We start from the raw sequence: 20,468 nt of genomic DNA on the forward strand, positions 1-20,468 counted from the left end.
CTATGTCACTCTGCCAGTCCTTCAGGACAATGCTTTTTCCACTTCCGGATCTTTCCCCGAAAGGTCTTGAACGGGGCCGCCGAATTAATGTGAATCCACCGGGCCATCGGCCAGTTCTCCTTGGTCCCGGTCCACTTACGCGCGCCTTGGATGAACAGCTCCTCCTCTGTTAATGTTCCAATCCAGTCCAGCCACTTCTGCTCGGCTTGCCGGAAGAGCTCACGCAGCTCAGACAAAGAATACTCTGCATATTTACTGTAGAAGGACTGATACAACCCGCCGAGCTGATTCCACTTGTAATCCGCAGCGGGCATCTGGACTGTTCGTTCCGCCAGCTCATCCTTCTCCCAGCTCCGCACCAACTCCAGCCAACCCAGCTGATAAGCGATGATCTCGGCTGGGGTTTTGTCCACCTCGGAAATTCGCGTATCCTTATATGTATTGTTAATTCCATCATACTCGGCATCCAAGAGCAGGTACAGATTATGGATCGTGTCTATCAGCTCCTGACGGGACGAGTATTCATAGCTTGCCATAACAATCACTCCTTTCCTCTGGTTATACCACAGGGTTGTGACAACAGTCTGTCCAGTTTACCCGCGCATTTAGAAACTAAGAGTAACATTGAAGCCGATTTTCAGTGATAGCTGTATTTTATACAATTAAAAAGCGTGAAAAGGAGACTTTTCCTCTTCTAACTGTAGTCTGTACAACTAAATCTGCCCCAATGGTGAGAATCCCGGTACAGATGAAAATTTAATTGTACGAAATGCAGCTAAACGGATATTTGGTTGTAAATCAGACGATTTAGTTGTACAGAGTGCATTTATGCACGCTACCTTCGCACCTTACTAGCGCCAAATACGTTGCACGCCCACAAGCTTGTCCTCACGGAAGCTTAGCTTATAGATGTCGGGCATTTCTAACTGCTTCCAGAAGCTATAATCATAACGCTTATCCAGAGCATTCATGATCAGGACCATCATATTACCGTGCGTTCCGATAGCGATCGAATTTCCTTTATATTGCTGCAAAACTTTATAGAGTGCTTGTACGCCCCTATTCTGGGCAACCCGATTGGATTCTCCTCCCGGCCAAGCGAAGGAAAAGTCCTCCCATACCTTGGTCATTGCCTGCCCGAAGTCGGTTACAGGTTCTGCAGACAACACTCTTTCTTTAAAATCATCTTCGATTACAATCTTAGTCTTAAGCGGTTTCTCCAGTCCCTGAATGGTCTGTATAGCCCGTTGATAGGGACTTGAGATTAGAATATTAATATTCTCATGGAGGAGTAGTCGGGTAACTCTCCAGGCGTCTGCCCGCCCCTTCTCAGATAAAGGTCTATTCAATTCATCGGTAGAATAAGTAGAGTGGGCATGTCGTACGAAGTAGAGAGTGGTAACCATTGACTATCGCCTCATCCATTTATATTTGTACAGTATTGTAACACGAAGGAGACGGAGGATTCAGCGATGAAGGAGCAGTATGGGGAGAGGATCAAGCAGGTTATTGCCTACATAGAAAATCACAGCAGCCAGCCGCTGCGGCTGGATCAGCTGGCGGAGGTCTCCCATTTCTCCAAATATCATTTCACCAGAATATTTACAGCCTTCACGGGCATGACGCCCATGGCCTTCGTAACCAGGAAGCGCATTGAGCGGGCGTGGGCGCTGCTGACTGAGACGAACCTGACCATTCTGGAAATCTCGGGGAATTGCGGGTTCGAATCCGTATCTGCGCTGGGCGTTCATTTCAAACGGCATTTCGGCTGTACGCCCAGCAGTGTCAGGAATAGCGGGCAGAAACATAGCAATTTCCCATCAGTCCTCAGCAATAAGCAGGCAGAGCCGGCCGCCCTGGCAGATTACAATGTAGCAGAAGGTAATCCGCTGTTAAGGAGGGCATGGGACAGTATGGTAGAACTTAGAGAAATTGCAGAAGTTGAGGTCGCTTATGTCCGGCATATTGGAAGGTATCTGGACACATATCACACATGGGACAAGCTAAGCCGCTGGGCAGCTCAGCAAGGGTTCCATCCGGCGAATCAGCAGTTCATCGGAATCTCACTGGACGACGGGGAACTTACGGAAGAGTCTGCCTGCCGCTATGATGCTTGTGTTACACTCCCGGAGGGATTCGAACGGGAAGCCCCCCGGAAGGAGGTAGAATACAAGACTCTATCCGGCGGGCTGTATGCGGTGTATTCCTACTATGATACGGTAGATAGATTTGTCCTTGCGTACGATACTATGTTCAGCGTATGGTTACCTCGCAGCGGCTATGAAGCCGATGACCGGCCATGTCTGGAATTCTGTCTGAATGATCCTGCGCAGGACCCGCAGGGCAAGTGCATGGTTGATTTGTACGTCCCCATTAGGCCAAGCGCTTAAGGATCAGAGAAGGGAGTGCCCCGGGTGAAGATGGAGATAGTGTTTGACCAGTTCCCTGTCTTAAGGTCAGAGGAGCTGGTACTGGGCAAGATTGAGGAGGAGCATCTGGACGGGCTGTTCGAGATTTACAGCAATGACCATGTGTTCGAATATTGCGGGATTATCCCCAAGCACAATAAGACTACAGTCAAGAGCATGATCGGTCATTATGAACGGGATTATGGCAAAAGATCGCGGATCAAGTGGGGCATCTTCGCCCCAGCAGACGATACGCACCTGCTCGGGATTATTGAAGCCTGTGACTTCAATCAGAGGGTCAATATGGTCACCATTGGCTACTTCCTCGCGGAAGCCCACTGGGGGAAGGGCCTCGCCTCCAAAGCCGTTGAGCTGCTGACAGCATTCCTGTTCCAGCAGGCTCAGGTGAACAGAATTCAAGCGGAAGTGATGCTGAATAATGAGCCGTCCAAGAAGGTATTGCTGAAGAACGGATATGTCAAGGAAGGGATGCTGCGGCAAGCAGCCCTCTGGTCCGGCAAGGGTGTTGTTGATCTGGAGATCTACAGCATGCTTAGGGAAGAGTATATGAAGGTTCTACAACCGGACCATGAGGCCCTTATTTTGCAAGTGGAAACGGCATTGCCGTCCTTTATAAGGACGGTACCGTTTCAGCGAGAAAGATAAGGATAATGATAGCGCGAAGCATATAAATTCTTATCTTTTGAAAAAGACAGCTTTACCACTCGCCCGCGGACTGAGAGGCCGCTATAAGGCCAGTTGGTGATGGAAATGCGGCAAGAGCGACTAGTTAAGTGCATGTGAGTCCGCTTAGCCCGCAAAATGGTGCAATTTACAGGAATAGCGGCTCTCCAGTCCGCATGGATCGCAGCAGGAGTGCTGCTTAATTGCACAAATTGATGAAGCCAGCAACCAGCAGACTTAGGTGGTAACGGATCATGCATGCGGACATATCCTTCACTGAATATGTGCTGTATGGTTCATCCAAGCACGCCAAAAACCGCAGACAGGGACGAACCCTTGCTGCGGTTTTTGGCGATTTCTTATTTGAGTGTATAAAAATTGAACTTAAAATAAACAGACAGGGAAAAGTGGCGGAGGAGAATTTTGGAACTGTAGGAGCGTCAGCGTCCGCCTGAAAGCTTTCCGCAGGAAAGCTCGCATCGTAAGCATCAGCTGTCACCGGATTTCTACCGCTAAGAGCGGTTCAAATTGATTCAAGAAATCTGGGGACAACAGCGGCCGGAGGGCCAAACATTCTCTGGAGTCACGGCAATCCCAAAACGGAAAATTACAAGTACAATCTATATATCCTTATCCTGCACTGCACATCAAGCTTCCATCTTCTGCGCCGTATACAGCCGGTGGTACAGGCCGCGGCGGGCGATCAGATCGTCATGCGAGCCGCTCTCGGCAATGCCCTTGTTCGAGACATACATGATCCGGTCGCAGTTCTTCACCGTAGACAGGCGGTGCGCAATGATGAACGAGGTGCGTCCCTTCAATAGCTCGTTCAGCCCCTTCTGGAGCAGACGCTCGGTCTGTGCATCGATGGAGGAGGTGGCCTCATCCAGGATGAGAATCCGCGGGTTGGCCAGCAGCGTTCTGGCGAACGAGATCAGCTGCCGCTGCCCTTGGGAGAGCTTGGAGCCGCGTTCGTTCACCTCGGTCTGGTAGCCCTGATCGAATTCGCGGATGAAGTCGTCCGCGCAGACTGCCTTCGCGGCAGCGATAACCTCTTCCTCGGTCGCATCCGGTCTGCCGTAGCGGATATTATCCAGAATAGTTCCCGAGAAAATGAAGCTGTCCTGCAGCATGATCCCCATCTGGCTGCGCAGCGATTTCAGCGTGATCTGCGAGATATCCTGCCCGTCGATCAGAATGCGTCCGCCAGTCAGGTTATAGAAGCGCGAGATCAGGTTGACGACGGTGGTCTTGCCCGCACCGGTCGGACCGACCAGAGCCACGCTCTCTCCCGCTGCGACATCGAAGGAGATGTTCTCCAGGATATTCAGGCCCGGATCGTAGGCGAAGGTGACATCATCGAACGTCACCCGGCCCTGAACCGGCGGGAGCGCCTTCGCACCGGGGATATCGCTGACCGTTACCGGCTCATCCAGCGTCTCGAAGATCCGCTCCAGGTAAGCTACGGCATTGATGAAGTTATTGTACAGGTTCGACAGATTCAAGATCGGCTGCCAGAAGCGGGCCGCGTAGCTGCTCATGGCGAGAATGACGCCTAGCGTCATGTTCTGCGGGTCCAGAGTCAGCAGGCCGACCAGGAAGATCATAGCCGTGACAATGGTAGACAGGTTATCGACACTGAACGGAATCAGAATGTTGTAACGCAGCGCCTTCATCCAGGCCGTGCGGAAGTTACTGGCCAGACGGGTGAAGATACCTTCATTGCGCGTCTCCCGCGAGAACATCTGGGTGACGCCGATGCCGCTGATGCTCTCCTGCAGATAGGCATTCAGGTTGGAGCTTTTGTTCGATACCGCCTGCCAGGCCCGGCGCTGCCGGGTCTTGATCAGCAGCATGACGCCGAGGAATACCGGCAGTCCGGCCAGAATGATGAACGAGAGCCGCACATCCACGGCGAACATGAACACCGCGATGAAGATCAGGTTCACGATTTCCAGGATGAAGTTGATAATTCCGTTCGACAACACATCGGAGACCCCGTTGACGTAGTTCACGACCCGGATCAGGATTTTACCCTGCGGCCGGTCGTCATAATATTTGAACGGCAGCTCCTGTAGATGCTTGAACAGGTCGGTGCGGATATCGAAGATAATATCCTGTCCGACGCTCGTCATAATTCGCGAGCGGATCGTAGCCAGAATGACACTGACCACGATGGTTGCCAGCATCAGCAGGGACCAGCCCGCCAGCGCTCCCATGTCTTTGGCCGGAATCGTCACATCCACGACATGCTGCATGATCAGCGGAGCCGACAGGGCAATCGCCGCCGACAATGCGCTAAGCGCGAACGCGATAAGCATCGGCTTCTTCTTGCGTCTGATATAGACCATGGCCCGCCGGAAATGCTTGATATTGAACGGCGATTCCAGATTCTCATCAACATCGAATTTATTTCTGGCCACTTTCGGTCACCTGCCTTCCAATACCCTCGTTCTGAAGCATGAATACATCATAGTAATACCCCCGCTTCGCCAGCAGCTCGGCATGGGTTCCTTCCTCAATCAAACGCCCGCCCTCCAGAATCAGAATGCGGTCAGCCTGGGCGGTAGTGGATACCCGCTGCGCAATGATGATCTTCGTGCAGGGATACTCCAGCTCACGCAGGCTGCGCTGAATATGCTCCTCCGTCTCCAGATCGACCGCAGAGGTCGTATCATCCAGGATCAGAATCGGACGTTGGACCGCCAAGGCGCGGGCCAGCGCAATACGTTGCTTTTGACCCCCGGACAATCCGACACCGCGTTCCCCCACTACGGTATCGTAGCCTTCAGGCATTTTGACAATGAAATCATGGGCAGCGGCAAGAGCCGCGTAAGCCTTCGCATCCTCCTCAGGCAGATCGGGATCGCCGTAAGCGATGTTGCCGTCAATGGTATCGGAGAACAGCAGGACATCCTGCGTAGCCATCCCGATATTCCCCCGCAGCTCATCCAGCTCCAGCTCCCGGACATCTCTGCCGTCTACCAGCACTCGCCCGCCCGCCACATCATAGAAGCGTGGAATGAGATTGATGAGGGAGGTTTTGCCGGAGCCGGTGGCTCCCATGATCGCAATGGTCTCGCCGGGGGCTATCGTGAAGCTCACATCATCAAGCACGGTAGCGTTATCATATTTAAACCGGACATGGTCGAATTCAATCCGTCCCTCATAGCGGCGGCGCTCCACCGGGTTATGGTCATTGGCAATTGCCGGACGGGCGTAATAGATATCGACGATTTTGGATAAGCTGGCAAAGAAACGCTGAATATCATTAATAATAATTCCGATATTGCGCATGGGGTTCGAGACGGCCCAGATCAGCGAGGAGAACGCCGTGAACTCACCGAAGGTAATCCGCCCCTCCATCACGTAGTAACCGCCGGCCAGCATCAGCACCACGTTGAAGCCTTGAGCGAAGGTCTCCAGATAAGGGAAGTAGTCAAGCCAGACGAGGGCTGCTTTTTTATTCGCCACCGCGTAGTTGACATTCTTCTCCGTGAACTTGGCAATCTCGAACTCCTCACGGGCAAAAGCCTTCACCACACGGTTCCCTGAGATATTCTCCTGTGTCGTCGTATTGAGCTGGGACAGCCGCTCGCGCAGGTCGATGTACATCGGGCGCACTTTCTTGGCGAAGATAAAGGCCACCACAAAAATCGGCGGTGACAGGATCAGCATCCACAGCGTCAGCTTCACATCAATCGTGAGAAAATAAATGACGGCTGCCAGGAAAATCGTGAGCGATTCAATAATCGTCTTGAAAATCCAGGCCATTGAGTGGCGGACCATATCCAGATCCCCCGTCATTTTGGTCATCAGGTCCCCGGTGCGGTTGCGGTCATAATATTCCCGGTCCTGGCCCTGAATCTTGTTGTACAGATAAATCCGGATATTGTACATCATATTCTGTGAAGAAATTTCGTACTGCATGGTCGTGAAGTATGCCAGCCCTGTACGTAGCAGGGAGAAGCCGATCATGCCCAGGCAAAGCGCAATGAGCAGCCCGCGTCCTGTAGCAAGATTCGCTCCTGCGTGGTCACCGGCAATGAACGTATCGACAATGCGCTGGCTGATGTAGGGGTTCACAATCGTAAGACTTGAGCCCACGACCGAGAGGCAGAGCGCCACGATATACCGCGCCCGGTTGCCCTCCAGGTTCTGCCACAGCCATTTGATTTCAAACATCTGATCACCTGTTTCCTGTTGTCTTGTGATAAACAAAGTGATTATAACACTATGAACCAAAATGTATAGGGATACGCTTAATTTCTTTTTACAAAAGCTTGAACTTTGTAATGGAGTAATTCTGCATTGCGTTAATGTATGTCACAGCATACAATGATGCTTACATATTAAGATAGATTGCGTTGAGTACATGTGAGGTGTACAGGTGTACATATGAGGGGGAGCATTTCGTTGGAATCCAAACAGTTAACCAGAGGACTTAAGCCACGGCATATCGAGCTGATCGCACTGGGCGGCACGATTGGCGTGGGATTATTCATGGGCTCGGCAAGCACGATTAAGTGGGCGGGGCCTTCCGTGCTGCTTGCGTATCTGTTGGCAGGCATCATTATGTTTTTTGTGATGCGGATTATGGGGGAGATGCTGGTGGTGGAGCCGGTGACTGGTTCGTTCGCCACCTTTGCCCACAAATATATCAGCCCGCTGGCCGGCTTCCTGACCGCTTGGAGCTATTGGTTCCTATGGGTGACGGTCGGCATGGCCGAGGTTACGGCAATTGGAATCTATGTCGGGTACTGGTTCCCGGATATCCCGCAGTGGATTCCGGCGCTAATTGGTGTGGGCATCATTGCAGCAGCCAATCTGGCGGCGGTGAAGCTATACGGGGAGTTTGAATTCTGGTTTGCGATGATCAAGGTGGTTGCCATTGTGGTCATGCTGGTGATTGGCACCGGGGTGATTTTCTTCGGTCTCGGGAATGGCGGGCAGCCGCTCGGACTGTCCAATCTGTATAGCCATGGCGGTTTTTTTGCCGGAGGACTGAAGGGCTTCCTGTTCGCGCTCTGCATTGTTACAGCCGCCTATCAGGGGATTGAGCTGGTGGGGATTACGGCAGGGGAAGCGGAGAATCCGAAGCATACGCTGCGAAAAGCGATCAAGAATATCATCTGGCGCATTCTGATTTTCTACGTGGGGGCCATCTTCATCATTGTGACCATTTATCCGTGGAATGAGATCGGCGAGATCGGCAGTCCGTTTGTGTTGACCTTCGCCAAGGTAGGGATTGTCGCTGCGGCAGGCATTATCAACTTCGTGGTGCTGACAGCGGCCATGTCGGGCTGCAACAGCGGGATCTACAGTGCGGGTAGAATGCTATACACCCTTGCCCAGAACGGACAGGCTCCGAAGTTCTTCGGCAGAGTCTCGGCCAGCGGAGTGCCCCGCAACAGTATTATTACAACGATCTCCCTGCTGCTGGTCGGCGTGCTGTTCAACTATCTGATGCCGGACTCCAAGCTGTTTCTCTATATTTACAGCGCCAGCGTGCTTCCGGGAATGATTCCGTGGTTCGCCTTGGCCCTCAGCCAGTTCAGATTCAGAGAGCGGTGGGCGGGCGAGATGGCCGCCCATCCGTTCAAGTCCCGCTTTTTCCCGGTCAGTAACTATATTATCATTATCTTCCTGTCGCTGGTCATCATCGGCATGTGGTTCAACCCGGATACCCATCTGTCGCTGATCGTCGGCGCGTCGTTCCTGGCTATTGTTGTGGCGGGGTACTATGCGTTTGGAATTGGTAAACGCCGGGTGCCCGGGGATGGGGAGGAAGTGTAGGGCTGGGAATTCTGAACTAATCAAATTAACAAAAAGCAAAAAGAAGCGGAGGGGAAATTTGGAACTGTAGGAGCGGTAGCGTCCGCCTTTGTCTCCGGATTTCTACCGCAAACAGCGGTCTAAATCAAGAAATTTGGAGACAACAGCGGCCGTAAGTCCAAATGTTCACCGCAGTGACGACCCTGCTTAGAGTTACAATCAAAAAGGCTTCCGAAGCAAACTACGCTCCGGAAGCCTTTTGTATGTCAATTCCTAAGACGAAGCTGCCGCCGCCGCAGCAGAGGCCGCAGCTACAGCAATCGCTGTCTGCTGGGCAATGATGATGTTGGTCAGGCTGGTAGACAGCGTGGATTCAATGATGCCGTTTCTGACATCATCGACATATTGATAGGAGACGAGTGCGGCAGACAGCAGGAGCAGCTCCTGCTTGTTGATCGACCAGCCGCCGAAGCCCTTCTGCGGGCGCAGGAACTCATAGGTATCCGAGACATCGCTTACCAGCTGCTGCTGCTCGTAGGGGATCAGGGACAGGATGCCAAGGGACGAGAGAGTATACTCTTTATCCATCCGGATATCCCGTGCCCGGAACGCTTCACGCAGGCTAAGCACCCGGCTTGCAAGATCCCCGCCGCCCAGCACCAGTACCTGTGTCAGCGCCTGAACACTGTTGCCGGAGAAGAACTCGGGCTTCAGCGTAACATAGAGCTGTTCCAGCTGCTCCAGCCCTTGCTCTACAGGGATATCGGAGAGTCCAAGCATGGCAGCGAAGATGTAGTCATCCCGTCCGGTCAGGAAACGGTGCTTGGACCGCATTCCTTCATAGAAGGCTTGTGTGCGGTCTAAGGCTGCGGCATATTGATCGTACGGAGTATGGGCAGCGATCTGATAGGCGGCAATGACCAGGTAGTCGGAGGCCCGGAATTTGCGTTCCTTGAGCAAATCATATACAGCCAGCGTATTTGCAAGCTGCTGCTGCGGCTGGGGAGACAGGGAGAGCAGCGCAGCAATACAGATGGCTGAGGTTCCCCGGAAGGACGAGAAGCCCCGGGTGTTATCCTTGACCATCTCATGGTACAGGCGGATCGCTTCCACATTGGCCATCTTGTCTTCCACGGCGTAGAGCAAGGCGGCCAGCCGGTTCACGGAGGCATTTTGCCAAGGGAATTCCTGTTTGATCTGCTGGGCGTTAGTTACGAATAATTCAAGCCTGGCTATGTATGATTGCTTCATATGATGCACCTCTCATCTAGTGGTAGTTATTTGGGTTTATTCTACTATAAAAACCAAAACGATGAAATTGAATCTCTTCCCGCAGACTTGCCCCCAAACCTATGAGAGCGTATTCTTGAATAAAGATTACTAGAATGATGGATATTTATTCCGGAAAGAGAGGCAAGAGAATGATAAGAGCATCTGAAGATAACGAATACTTTGAGCTGTCCAGTCCCACCGTTCTCCCCAAAGCTTCGGGGTTTCTGTGGAATGAACAGATGATGATTCATATGAACTGCCGGGGCTATGCGGTAGCCCAGTTCATGCAGCCGGAGCCGGCCAAGTACTCCTATGCGCCGAATCTGGAGGCCAAGACGTTCATGCAGCCGGAGCAGCCTTATTATGCCCATCACCCCGGCCGCTTCGTCTATGTCAAGGATGAGGAGAACGGAGAGCTGTTCTCTGCCCCTTATGAGCCTGTCCGCACCCCTCCGGATCATTACACTTTTGCGGTGGGTAAACATAATATTGTATGGACCATCGAGAAGAACGGAATCGCGATAGAGATGACGCTAAGCCTGCCAAAGGATGACCCGATGGAGCTGTGGCGGGTGAAGGTGACCAATCTGTCTGCGGCGCGGCGGAGGATCAGCATCTATCCCTACTTCACCATCGGCTACATGTCATGGATGAATCAATCCGGCGAGTATAAGGAAGCCTTGCAGGGAATCGTGGCTACAGCGGTCACACCTTATCAGAAATATCAGGATTACGCCAAAATCAAGCATCTGAAGGACAAAACCTTCCTGCTGGCCGACCATGCCCCGGCCTCCTGGGAAGTGAATCAGGAAGCCTTCGAGGGCGAAGGCGGAATCGGCTCGCCGTCCGCGCTTAAGAGCGAACGGCTGGCGCAAGGCGAAGCCCGTTATGAGACCCCGGTCGCCGCTTTGCAATACAGTCTGGATCTGGCTGCGGGGGAAGAACGTGAATACCGCTTCGTCTTCGGCCCGGCCCGGAGTGAGCAGAGAATCGCGGAGATCCGCCGGAAGCTGTTCCTGGATACCGATGCGGCAGGCGAGGACGGATTCGTGCGCGCCGAGCGGGAATATGCGCAGTACATTGCGGAAGGCAGAGGGAGCATTGAGATCTCCACCCCGGATGCGGACCTCGACAATCTGGTCAACCACTGGCTGCCCCGGCAGATGTACTATCACGGGCAGACCAACCGCCTGACGACCGACCCGCAGACCCGGAATTATCTGCAGGATAATATGGGGATGAGCTATCTTAAGCCGCAGACGGCAAGAGAAGCGTTCCTGACGGCCTTAAGCCAGCAGGAGGCCAGCGGAGCGATGCCGGACGGCATTATTTTGCATGAAGCGGCTGAACTGAAATATATCAATCAGGTTCCGCATACAGACCATTGTGTCTGGCTGCCGATTTGCCTCAGTACCTATCTGGATGAGACCGATGATTACAGCATTCTGGATGAGGAAGTATCGTATGCGGGCGGCCTGGAGACAGGACCTGTGCATGAGCATATCGACCGGGCGGTGCAGTGGCTGCTGCATGAGCGGGATGAGCGCGGCCTGAACTATATCAATCAGGGGGACTGGTGCGACCCGATGAATATGGTAGGGTACCGGGGGCAAGGCGTGTCCGGCTGGCTGACCATCGCTACCGCGTATGCGTGTATGGTCTGGGCGGATATTTGTGAGCGGAGCGGCCGTACGGATATCGCCAAGACCTTCCGTCATGCGGCGAAGGAGACCAATGCGCTCGTCAATCAATACTTCTGGGATGGCGAGTGGTATGCGCGGGGAATTACTGATGACAATGTAGTGTTCGGAATCAGCAGCGACAAGGAAGGCCGGATCTTCATTAATCCCCAGGGCTGGGCGCTGCTCAGCGGTGCGGCCGATGAGGAGAAGCGGGCGAAGCTGATGAAGTCGGTCCATGAACAGCTGGAGACCCCGTATGGAGTGGAAAAGCTCGCCCCGTCCTATACCGCCATGCGCGAGGATGTGGGCCGGGTCACCCAGAAGCATCCGGGGACAGCCGAGAACGGCGCAGTCTATAACCATGCCGCAGCCTTCTATATCTATGGCTTGTATGCGGTGGGTGAGCAGGACCACGCGTACCGTCTGCTGCGTAAAATGCTCCCCGGGCCCGATATCGAGGATATCATCCGGCGGGGCCAGCTCCCGGTGTTCATTCCTAATTATTACCGGGGCGCGTATAAGCAATTCCCGCAGACTGCCGGACGCTCCAGCCATCTGTTCAATACCGGAACCGTTCCGTGGGTGTACCGCTGTCTGATTGACGGATTGTTCGGGCTGCAAGGGAACCGGGAAGGGCTGCAGGTGAAGCCGCAGCTTCCTTCCGGCTGGCAGGAGGCCACCGTGAAGCGCAGCTTCAGAGGCGCTGAGCTGCAGATTGAGATGAAGCGTGAGTCCGGCGTAGCGGCAATCGAGGTATATCTGGACGGACAGCTTGTGGAAGATGGTGTTCTGAAGGAACTGAAACCGGGTAAGCAGTATCAGGTGCTGGTTAAGATTCCGGCTGGGGCTGTTACTATTTAAATACAGGAGGCGCATGAACATGACGAATCATATTCCGGAAGTACTGCTGAACGATGGAATGAAGGTGCCTGCGATTGGCTACGGAACGGCCTGGATCAAAGGTACAAAGGGCATGCAGAATCTGAGGACTGCCCTGGATTTGGGGTATCGTCTGATTGATTCGGCATTCAACTATGAGAATGAAGGCGTTGTCGGGGAAGCGGTACGGCAGAGCGGGGTACCCAGAGACCAGCTGTTCATTACATCCAAGCTGCCCGGACGCCATCACAAGTATGATGAAGCGGTCGAGACTGTTCAAGAATCGCTGTACCGTGCAGGACTGGATTATTATGACCTGTATCTGATTCACTGGCCGAACCCCAAGGTGAACCTGTATGTGGAGGCGTGGCAGGCACTGATCGATGCGCGGGCCAAAGGGCTGATCCGTTCGATCGGCGTCAGCAACTTCCTGCCGGAGCATCTGGACCGCCTGATCAAGGAAACGGGGGTGGTACCGGCTATGAACCAGATTGAACTGCATCCCTTCTATCAACAGGCGGAGCAGCGCGCATATCATGAGCAGCACGGAATCGTCACAGAATCCTGGAGTCCGCTAGGACGCGGCACGGAGCTGCTGAAGAATGAACAGCTGATTGCGATCGCCACAGCCCATGACAAATCGGTCTCACAGATTGTTCTACGCTGGCATGTGCAGCTGGGAGCGGTTCCGATTCCAAGATCGGCGTCGGAAGAGCATCAGCGGGAGAATCTGGAGATTTTCGGCTTCGAGCTGTCGGAGGCTGAGATGAAGGTGATTTCTGAGCTCCCGTCCACCGGACCGCTGTGGGACCAGGACCCGGCCGTGTACGAAGAGTTCTAATTCGTTGATGTTATAGTTATGGCCCCTTGCTCTTTGGCAGGGGGCTATTGTTTTGTTACAGCGCTCATACATAATTCGTTTAAGAAAAAGGGAAGCTGGTTACATAGAAAGAGTCAGAAGCCTACACAATCAGAAGCGAACAGAGGAGGAATATTATCATGAGTAATCAATATAAGATTCAAGATCCTGTGCAGCAATATGAAAAGGCTACGCCTGAATTCGAGCAGCAGCAACCCAGTCCGGGCTTAGAGACGAAAATGCACCCGCGTCCCGATGACGGAGCGGGCACCTACAAGGGCAGCGGGAAGCTCACCGGACGGAAGGCCGTCATTACGGGAGCGGACAGCGGAATCGGGCGGGCGGTAGCGATTGCTTATGCCCGTGAAGGCGCCGATGTGGTGCTGGCCTATCTGCCGGAGGAAGAAGCTGATGCGAAGGAAGTCGTTAAGCTCATCGAGGAAGCCGGACGCAAGGCGGTGGCCCTGCCGGGCGATCTGAAGGACGAGAAGTACTGCGAGCAGCTGATTGCCAAGGCCGTAGAAGAGCTGGGCGGGATTGATATCCTGGCTAACATTGCCGGTAAGCAGCAGTTCGTGAAGGACATCGCCGACCTGACTACAGAACAGTTCGATGCTACCTTCAAGACGAATGTCTACTCGCTGTTCTGGCTCTGCAAGGCAGCGGTGAAGCATATGAAGCCTGGTAGTACAATTATTAATACCTCATCGATTCAGGCCTACGAGCCTTCAGAGATTCTGCTGGACTATGCCACCACGAAGAGTGCCATTAATACCTTCAGCAAAGCTTTTGCCCAGCAGGTGGCCCCTAAGGGAATCCGGGTGAACGTGGTTGCCCCTGGACCGGTATGGACTCCGCTTCAGATCAGCGGGGGACAGCCGGAGGAAGTCCTGAAGGACTTCGGAGCTAAGACCCCGCTGGGACGCCCCGGCCAACCGGCTGAGATGGCTCCGGCCTATGTGTTCCTGGCCAGCCAGGAATCAAGCTATGTCAGCGGTGAGACCCTGAATGCCAACGGCGGAATGCCGACCCCATAAATAAGAATGAGTAACAACACACTTGAGCAGGAACCTCCGTCAGGAGGTTTTTTGCTGTGACCCCACTTTTGCCATCATAGGGGGTTCATGTGCTACACTTGAGTCATGGAATTGAAATCGTATCTGCCAGTTCTGGTGCATTAGCGGTTTGTGGAGAAGACAGGAGGAGACGGCATGGCATTCGTAACGGTGAAGGGCGAATATAAGCGCTATAAGATGGGGGAGACCCTGATTGTTGCCAACGACGGCATTGAGTTCGAGATCGAGAAGGGTGAATTTGCTGTAATTGTAGGGCCCAGCGGGGCGGGAAAATCAACGGTGCTTAACATACTGGGCGGGATGGATTCCGCCGACGAAGGCCAGGTCATTGTGGACGGTACTGACATCGCACGTTATAGCGCCAAGGAATTGACCGGCTACCGCCGTAATGACGTGGGTTTCGTGTTTCAGTTCTATAATCTGGTCCCTAATCTGACCACTCTGGAGAATGTCGAGCTGGCTTCGCAGATCTCGCCCCGGGCCCTCGATGCCCGGAAGGTGCTGGAGGATGTGGGCCTTGGCGCGCGGCTGAATAACTTCCCGGCCCAGCTCTCGGGCGGGGAGCAGCAGCGCGTGGCTATCGCCAGAGCGCTGGCGAAGCAGCCGAAGCTGCTGCTCTGTGATGAGCCGACCGGTGCGCTCGATTACAATACCGGCAAGCAGGTGCTTAAGCTGCTGCAGGATACCTGCCGCGACACCGGCACTACGGTGATTGTAATTACGCATAACCTAGCGATTGCTCCAATGGCCGACCGGGTCATTGAGATCAACAACGCCAAGGTACGGAAAATGGTGAAGAATCCAGCGCCGGTATCCGTGGAAGATATCGAATGGTAAGGAGCCGGGAATGATGAAGAAACGGGCATTATGGAAGGATGTTTTTCGGGAGATCGGCCGCACCAAGGCGAGGTTCCTCTCGATCTTTGCAATTATTATGCTGGGGGTCAGCTTCTTCTCCGGGATCAAGTCGGCCGGGCCGGATATGCTGGACACCGCAGCGACGTATTATAAGGATCTGCGGCTGATGGATCTGCGGGTCCAGTCCACTTACGGCCTGTCAGAGCAAGGGATCGAGAAGCTTCGGGGGATACCCGGGGTGCAGACAGTTCAGCCTGTATACAGCTCCGATGTCTTTCTTGGCGACAGCGGGCTGATTGCCAAGGTCTATTCGTATGCGGACAATAATGAACTGAACGGCTACAAGCTCACCGCCGGGCATCTCCCGGCAGCCTCTGGAGAGATTGTACTGGATGAACACCTGCGCGAACAGGAGAAATTCAAGCTTGGCGATTCTATTATCTTCGGCGGCGAGGCCGGGGAGACGCCTGAACAGAGCTTCCGGACCAAGACCTATACTGTAGTAGGCTTCGCGCAGAGCCCACAATATATTGAGACCGCGAACCGTGGAACGAGCCGGATCGGCAAAGGGACTGCCGATGCGTTCGCCGTCATCCCGGAAGGGGATTTCACACTCCCGGTGTATACGGAGGCCTATCTCAGCTTCAAGGATACGGCTGCGGAGAGGGCCTATACTCCGGCCTATGACACGTTGGTTGAGCGCCACCTCACAGAGACAGAGCAAGCGCTCAAGGATTACCCGGCGCAGCGTCTGGAGGAGCTGAAGGCGGAAGCGGCCGCCAAGCTGGCTGCGGGCCAGCAGGCAGCGGATGCCTCGCAGCAACAACAGCAGACAGCGGCGCAGAGCCAGCCGGAGCTGCCTAAAGTATATGTGGCCGATCGCACAATGAACCCGGGATACGCCGAATACAAGGATAATGCGGACCGTCTGTCCGCGATTGCGTCGGCTTTCCCGGTATTCTTTTTCCTGATTGCAGCGCTTGTCAGCTTAACCACGATGACCCGCATGGTGGAGGAGCAGCGGCTCCAGATTGGGACGTTGAAGGCACTCGGATACGGTGCTATGGACATTATGACCAAGTTTCTGGTGTACGGAACACTTGCCAGCCTAGCGGCATCCATCGCGAGTCTGGTGGTCGGCTTCACGTTCTTCCCGGACCTGATCTATAATGCTTACAGTTCTCTCTATAACCTGCCGGATGTGATCAAGAGCTTCTACCCTTCTTACGCCGTTATTTCTATAGTCGTGGCGCTAATCTGTACAACGATGACGGCCATGGTCGCTTCACGGGTGGAGCTGCGGAGCAACGCGTCTGTGCTGATGCGGCCCAAGGCACCCAAGAGCGGGCAGCGGATTCTACTGGAGCGCTTCAAGTTCCTGTGGACCCGGCTCAGCTTCGTGCAAAAGGTGACAGCCCGCAATCTGTTCCGCTACAAGCAGCGGATGTTCATGACTGTTATCGGGGTGGCAGGCTGTACCGCGCTGATCCTGACCGGCTTTGGACTGAAGGATTCCATCGGCAGCATCGCCGAGCGGCAGTTCGGCGGGATTATGAAATACAGTGCACTGGTAGCCCTGCATGATAATGCAGCCGCCGCAGATCAGGCTTCCTATAAGAAGCTGATTGAACAGGAGACTGCGGTGACAGGCACGCTGAATGTGCTGCAGGAGGCTATGACCGCCCGGGCCAAAGGCGTGAACGACCAGGAAGTGCGGATCTTTGTTCCCTCAGATACAACCGCACTGGCGTCTTTCGTTAATCTTAAGGACCGCAGAACCGGTAAGCCGCGTGTACTGAGTGACGAGGGCGCGGTCATTACAGAGAAGCTGGCTAAGCTGTATGATGTTGCCCCCGGGGGTACGTTGACGCTTCTGGACAGCAACAATGAGCCATTCCAGATCAAGGTAGCGGCGGTCACCGAGAACTATGTGCTGCATTATGTATACATGACCCCGGCGTACTACACGGAGGTGTTCGGCAAGGAGCCGGTCTATAATACTCAATTATTGAACTACAGCGGCAAGGACAAAGGGTGGGAGAGCGCCTTCGGGGAGAAGCTGACTGCGAATGGGCAGGTGGCCTTGGTCAGCTTTTCCAGCGGTGTGGGAGAGGCCTTCGAGGAAACTATGGACAGTATGGATATCGTCATTGTGGTGCTGATTGTCTCTGCTGCCGCGCTGGCCTTCGTGGTCCTGTACAACCTGACTAATATCAATGTGTCTGAGCGGGTCCGCGAATTGTCTACGATTAAGGTGCTCGGCTTCTATGATAAGGAAGTCACTCTGTATATTTACCGGGAAAATATTCTGTTGACCCTGCTCGGCATCCTGTCCGGCAGTGCTCTGGGGGTGATCCTGCACCGGTTCGTCCTGTCGACTGCCGAGCTGGATGCCACCATGTTCGCTCCGCTCATCAAGTGGCAGAGCTACATTTATGCAGCCTTGCTGACCATACTATTCTCAGGCATCGTAATGGCTTTCATGCACATCAAGCTCAAGCGGATTCATATGATTGAAGCGCTGAAGTCGGTAGAGTAGTTCAGTCACGATTTTGTCAAAAAAATAAAAAAAGCATCAGCATACAAGGAAGGATAATGAGCCGAGGGCAGAGGGAGCCCGGAGCCGTTATTCTTCTTTTTTGTGCCTGAAAAGGAACCGATGGCTGGGGAATTAGCGCTGAAACATACGAAAATATGACGAACAGTGTCGTAAAATCGCGAAAATGATAAGAAAGTGTCATTAAAACTAACCCGATTAAACTCATTATAATGATGGGTAAAAGGTATTTTTACAGTTATTTCAAGATACATTGGAAGTAAATGTTTCGGGAGCAAAAAAGTAAGATTGTACAGCGGTAAATAAATATATTGACGTAAGATATATTCACATGTAATATAAACCATAATTTATGAGGGAAGTTGTGAGGCTTCCCGCCGGGAATGTTATCCCTGACCTTAATTGACCCGCGGTCTATTCAACGCATTTCTACAATATATATTAGGTGTGATGTTATGTCACATGTAATGCGTAGGCGGTCATTAGTGGTCTTAGACGGATAACGATCCGGAGCATCCCAGTCTCCCGAGAAGTTTTGAAGAGCAGGTACAAGCACTTAACTAAGGAGGAGTAAAGGAATGGCGAAAAAGAGAAAATGGTGGTCAGGTTTACTAGTCTTATCGTTGGTAGGGGTTCTATTTACAGGTTGCAGTACGAATAACACTGCGGGTTCTTCAACAAATGCGCCTGCAGCCACTACAGCACCGGCAGAGAGTGCGGCGCCTGATGCTACGGAAGCACCTGCAGCTGACGCGCCGGTTGACGGCGGAACACTAGTTACAAGCTCATTCTCCGATATTGTTAATATTAATCCGCTCTTAGTTAATGACACCGCGTCTGGTGATGTGGCCCAGTTCGTCTTCGCCAAGCTGTACAATCTCGACCGTGAAGGCAATGTACAGGCAGAGGATTGGTCGCTGGCTGCCGCGCTGCCGGAGATCTCTGAAGATGGTTTGACCTATACTGTGAAGCTGAAGGATACCGCCAAATGGAGTGATGGTCAGCCCGTCGTTGCAGATGATGTAATCTATACCATTGAAACGGCCAAGAATAAAGAGACAGGCTCTCCGCTGATCAGTGCCTTTGACAAGGTGAAAAGCGTTGAGAAGGTGGATGACCACACCGTCAAGATCACAATGTCCCAAGTCTATGCGCCGTTCCTGTATGCGCTGGTCCAGGAGATTGTTCCAGCCCATGTCCTGAAGGATGTGAAGCCGACCGAAATGCAGAAGAACCCCTATGGTACTGATCCGGCCAAGACCGTTACAAGCGGACCCTGGAAATGGACAGCCTGGAAGCAAGGCGAGAGTCATACCATGGATGCTGATCCGAACTACTGGGGAACTGTGAAGCCTCATATCGCTCAGGTGATCTATAAGATCTATGCTGACCAGAACACTGAGGTTCAGGCAATTATGAAGGGTGACACTGACCATATCAGCGCGATTCCTGTAACCCAGGTTGAAGCAGTTAAGGCTGACGGCAAGATTGATATCATCCAGAAACCGGGCGCGCAATATGAATATGTAATGTTCAACTTCGACGGCAAGAACTTCCCGGATAACTACGGTCTGTTCGCCGGACAGAAGACCAGACAGGCGATTGCCCATGCACTGAACCGTCAGGGAATGGTGGATAATATCCTGAAGGGCATAGGCGCCCTGATGAATGCTCCGTTCCTGCCGGACACTTGGGCTGATCCGGGCGATGCCGCTGTGAACTATGATTACAATGCCGAAACGGCCAAGAAGCTCCTGGCTGAAGACGGATGGGTTGCCGGCAAGGATGGAATTCTTACCAAAGACGGACACCGGTTCTCCTTCGAGCTTCAATATAATGCCGGCAACAGCCGCCGTGAGCAGGTTGCCTCGGTTATTCAGCAGAACCTGAAGGATGTCGGCATTGAAGTGAAGCCGAAGGCGATTGACTTCGCTGCCTGGATCGACCAAAACGTTACACCGGGTAAATTCCAGGCACTGCTGCTGGCATGGTCCCTGAATACACCAGACCCGGATGCAGAGAGCATCTTCTCCTCCAAGTACTTCCCGCCTGCCGGACAGAACAGCGGCTGGTATAAGAATGAGAAGCTGGATAAGCTGTGGGTAGACGGATATTCTACGGTAGATCAGGCTAAGCGCAAAGAAATCTACAAAGAAGTAGGTAAGGAAATTTCAACCGACCTTCCTTATGTATTCCTGTATCAGTATGGTCAGGCGATCGGAACAGGACCTAGAGTGCACTGGGCAGAGGAGGATGCTCCTGAGCCGTCACTGGGCTACGGACAGTTCTTCCACGCTATCAAATGGTGGGTAACCGAGTAACGTACCGACTAACTGAATAGACTTGCGGGAGGTGAAAGAGAATTCTCTTTCACCTCCCCCTTTTGTATAAATGGGGGGCCTCCGTAATCTATCGCCT

The 20,468-nt window shown here is 53.2% G+C and carries 13 protein-coding genes and 1 pseudogene; 9 read left to right on the forward strand and 5 right to left on the reverse strand.

Translation table 11 applies throughout. The features are described 5' to 3' along the window. Positions 1 to 5: 5 nt before the first annotated feature. Both MKY12_RS02400 and MKY12_RS02405 read right to left on the reverse strand, forming a co-directional pair. On the reverse strand, positions 6 to 536 hold the full coding sequence (locus MKY12_RS02400; RefSeq protein WP_339253623.1) for a ClbS/DfsB family four-helix bundle protein: 531 nt from the start codon (positions 534 to 536) through the stop codon (positions 6 to 8). A gap of 315 nt (positions 537 to 851) precedes the next feature. Next, positions 852 to 1,406 carry a histidine phosphatase family protein gene (locus MKY12_RS02405; RefSeq protein WP_339253625.1) on the reverse strand — a complete coding sequence of 185 codons (555 nt, stop codon included), beginning with the start codon at positions 1,404 to 1,406 and terminating at the stop codon, positions 852 to 854. Between the two features lie 66 nt (positions 1,407 to 1,472). Between MKY12_RS02405 and MKY12_RS02410 the strand changes: the two genes are divergently transcribed. Further along, complete coding sequence (locus tag MKY12_RS02410; RefSeq protein ID WP_339253627.1) at positions 1,473 to 2,390, forward strand: AraC family transcriptional regulator; 918 nt, start codon at positions 1,473 to 1,475, stop codon at positions 2,388 to 2,390. Between the two features lie 24 nt (positions 2,391 to 2,414). Next, positions 2,415 to 2,978: pseudogene (locus MKY12_RS02415) on the forward strand (GNAT family protein); the annotation flags it as partial. Positions 2,979 to 3,739: 761 nt separating this feature from the next. On the opposite strand, the gene MKY12_RS02420 reads toward MKY12_RS02415, so the two are convergent. After that, the gene (locus MKY12_RS02420; RefSeq protein WP_339312790.1) at positions 3,740 to 5,515 is read right to left on the reverse strand and encodes an ABC transporter ATP-binding protein; all 1,776 of its coding nucleotides are present in this window, start codon (positions 5,513 to 5,515) and stop codon (positions 3,740 to 3,742) included. Further along, positions 5,502 to 7,277, reverse strand: coding sequence for an ABC transporter ATP-binding protein (locus MKY12_RS02425; protein ID WP_036730671.1), 1,776 nt, complete (start codon positions 7,275 to 7,277; stop codon positions 5,502 to 5,504). Before MKY12_RS02425 ends, MKY12_RS02420 begins: the two co-directional genes overlap by 14 nt. Positions 7,278 to 7,508: 231 nt before the next feature. On the opposite strand from MKY12_RS02425, the gene MKY12_RS02430 reads away from it, so the two are divergent. After that, positions 7,509 to 8,888, forward strand: a complete 1,380-nt coding sequence (locus MKY12_RS02430; RefSeq protein WP_339253632.1) for an amino acid permease — start codon at positions 7,509 to 7,511, stop codon at positions 8,886 to 8,888. 252 nt (positions 8,889 to 9,140) lie between these two features. Here the strand turns inward: MKY12_RS02430 and MKY12_RS02435 are convergent, their stop codons facing one another. After that, positions 9,141 to 10,118, reverse strand: a complete 978-nt coding sequence (locus MKY12_RS02435) for a DUF4003 family protein (protein ID WP_339253634.1) — start codon at positions 10,116 to 10,118, stop codon at positions 9,141 to 9,143. A 170-nt stretch (positions 10,119 to 10,288) separates the two neighbouring features. Between MKY12_RS02435 and MKY12_RS02440 the strand changes: the two genes are divergently transcribed. The 6 genes from MKY12_RS02440 (at position 10,289) to MKY12_RS02465 (ending at position 20,371) form a co-directional block, all read left to right on the forward strand. Further along, positions 10,289 to 12,682 (forward strand): NdvB protein, encoded by a 2,394-nt coding sequence (locus tag MKY12_RS02440; protein WP_339312792.1) that lies wholly within the window; start codon positions 10,289 to 10,291, stop codon positions 12,680 to 12,682. A gap of 19 nt (positions 12,683 to 12,701) precedes the next feature. After that, a complete protein-coding gene (locus tag MKY12_RS02445) occupies positions 12,702 to 13,541 on the forward strand; it encodes an aldo/keto reductase (RefSeq protein ID WP_339312793.1) in 840 nt (279 codons plus the stop codon). Between the two features lie 158 nt (positions 13,542 to 13,699). Further along, positions 13,700 to 14,596, forward strand: a complete 897-nt coding sequence (locus MKY12_RS02450) for an SDR family oxidoreductase (RefSeq protein WP_036730661.1) — start codon at positions 13,700 to 13,702, stop codon at positions 14,594 to 14,596. 174 nt (positions 14,597 to 14,770) lie between these two features. Then, the gene (locus tag MKY12_RS02455) at positions 14,771 to 15,472 is read left to right on the forward strand and encodes an ABC transporter ATP-binding protein (protein ID WP_036730659.1); all 702 of its coding nucleotides are present in this window, start codon (positions 14,771 to 14,773) and stop codon (positions 15,470 to 15,472) included. Positions 15,473 to 15,485: 13 nt separating this feature from the next. Then, positions 15,486 to 18,032, forward strand: a complete 2,547-nt coding sequence (locus tag MKY12_RS02460) for an ABC transporter permease (RefSeq protein ID WP_339314750.1) — start codon at positions 15,486 to 15,488, stop codon at positions 18,030 to 18,032. A 596-nt stretch (positions 18,033 to 18,628) separates the two neighbouring features. Next, entirely contained in the window at positions 18,629 to 20,371 is a 1,743-nt protein-coding gene (locus MKY12_RS02465; RefSeq protein ID WP_339312794.1) for an ABC transporter substrate-binding protein, read from the forward strand. The last annotated feature ends 97 nt before the right edge of the window (positions 20,372 to 20,468 follow it).

The sequence above is a fragment of the Paenibacillus sp. FSL M7-0896 genome (assembly GCF_037975415.1).
Taxonomy (GTDB): domain Bacteria; phylum Bacillota; class Bacilli; order Paenibacillales; family Paenibacillaceae; genus Paenibacillus_AQ; species Paenibacillus_AQ silagei.

What these genes read in the sequence shown, in the direction of transcription:
- MKY12_RS02400 (WP_339253623.1), bottom strand. Translation starts at nt 536, where the DNA reads ATGGCAAGCTATGAATACTCGTCCCGTCAGGAGCTGATAGACACGATC.
- MKY12_RS02405 (WP_339253625.1), bottom strand. Translation starts at nt 1,406, where the DNA reads ATGGTTACCACTCTCTACTTCGTACGACATGCCCACTCTACTTATTCT.
- MKY12_RS02410 (WP_339253627.1), top strand. Translation starts at nt 1,473, where the DNA reads ATGAAGGAGCAGTATGGGGAGAGGATCAAGCAGGTTATTGCCTACATA.
- MKY12_RS02425 (WP_036730671.1), bottom strand. Translation starts at nt 7,277, where the DNA reads ATGTTTGAAATCAAATGGCTGTGGCAGAACCTGGAGGGCAACCGGGCG.
- MKY12_RS02435 (WP_339253634.1), bottom strand. Translation starts at nt 10,118, where the DNA reads ATGAAGCAATCATACATAGCCAGGCTTGAATTATTCGTAACTAACGCC.
- MKY12_RS02440 (WP_339312792.1), top strand. Translation starts at nt 10,289, where the DNA reads ATGATAAGAGCATCTGAAGATAACGAATACTTTGAGCTGTCCAGTCCC.
- MKY12_RS02445 (WP_339312793.1), top strand. Translation starts at nt 12,702, where the DNA reads ATGACGAATCATATTCCGGAAGTACTGCTGAACGATGGAATGAAGGTG.
- MKY12_RS02450 (WP_036730661.1), top strand. Translation starts at nt 13,700, where the DNA reads ATGAGTAATCAATATAAGATTCAAGATCCTGTGCAGCAATATGAAAAG.
- MKY12_RS02455 (WP_036730659.1), top strand. Translation starts at nt 14,771, where the DNA reads ATGGCATTCGTAACGGTGAAGGGCGAATATAAGCGCTATAAGATGGGG.
- MKY12_RS02460 (WP_339314750.1), top strand. Translation starts at nt 15,486, where the DNA reads ATGAAGAAACGGGCATTATGGAAGGATGTTTTTCGGGAGATCGGCCGC.
- MKY12_RS02465 (WP_339312794.1), top strand. Translation starts at nt 18,629, where the DNA reads ATGGCGAAAAAGAGAAAATGGTGGTCAGGTTTACTAGTCTTATCGTTG.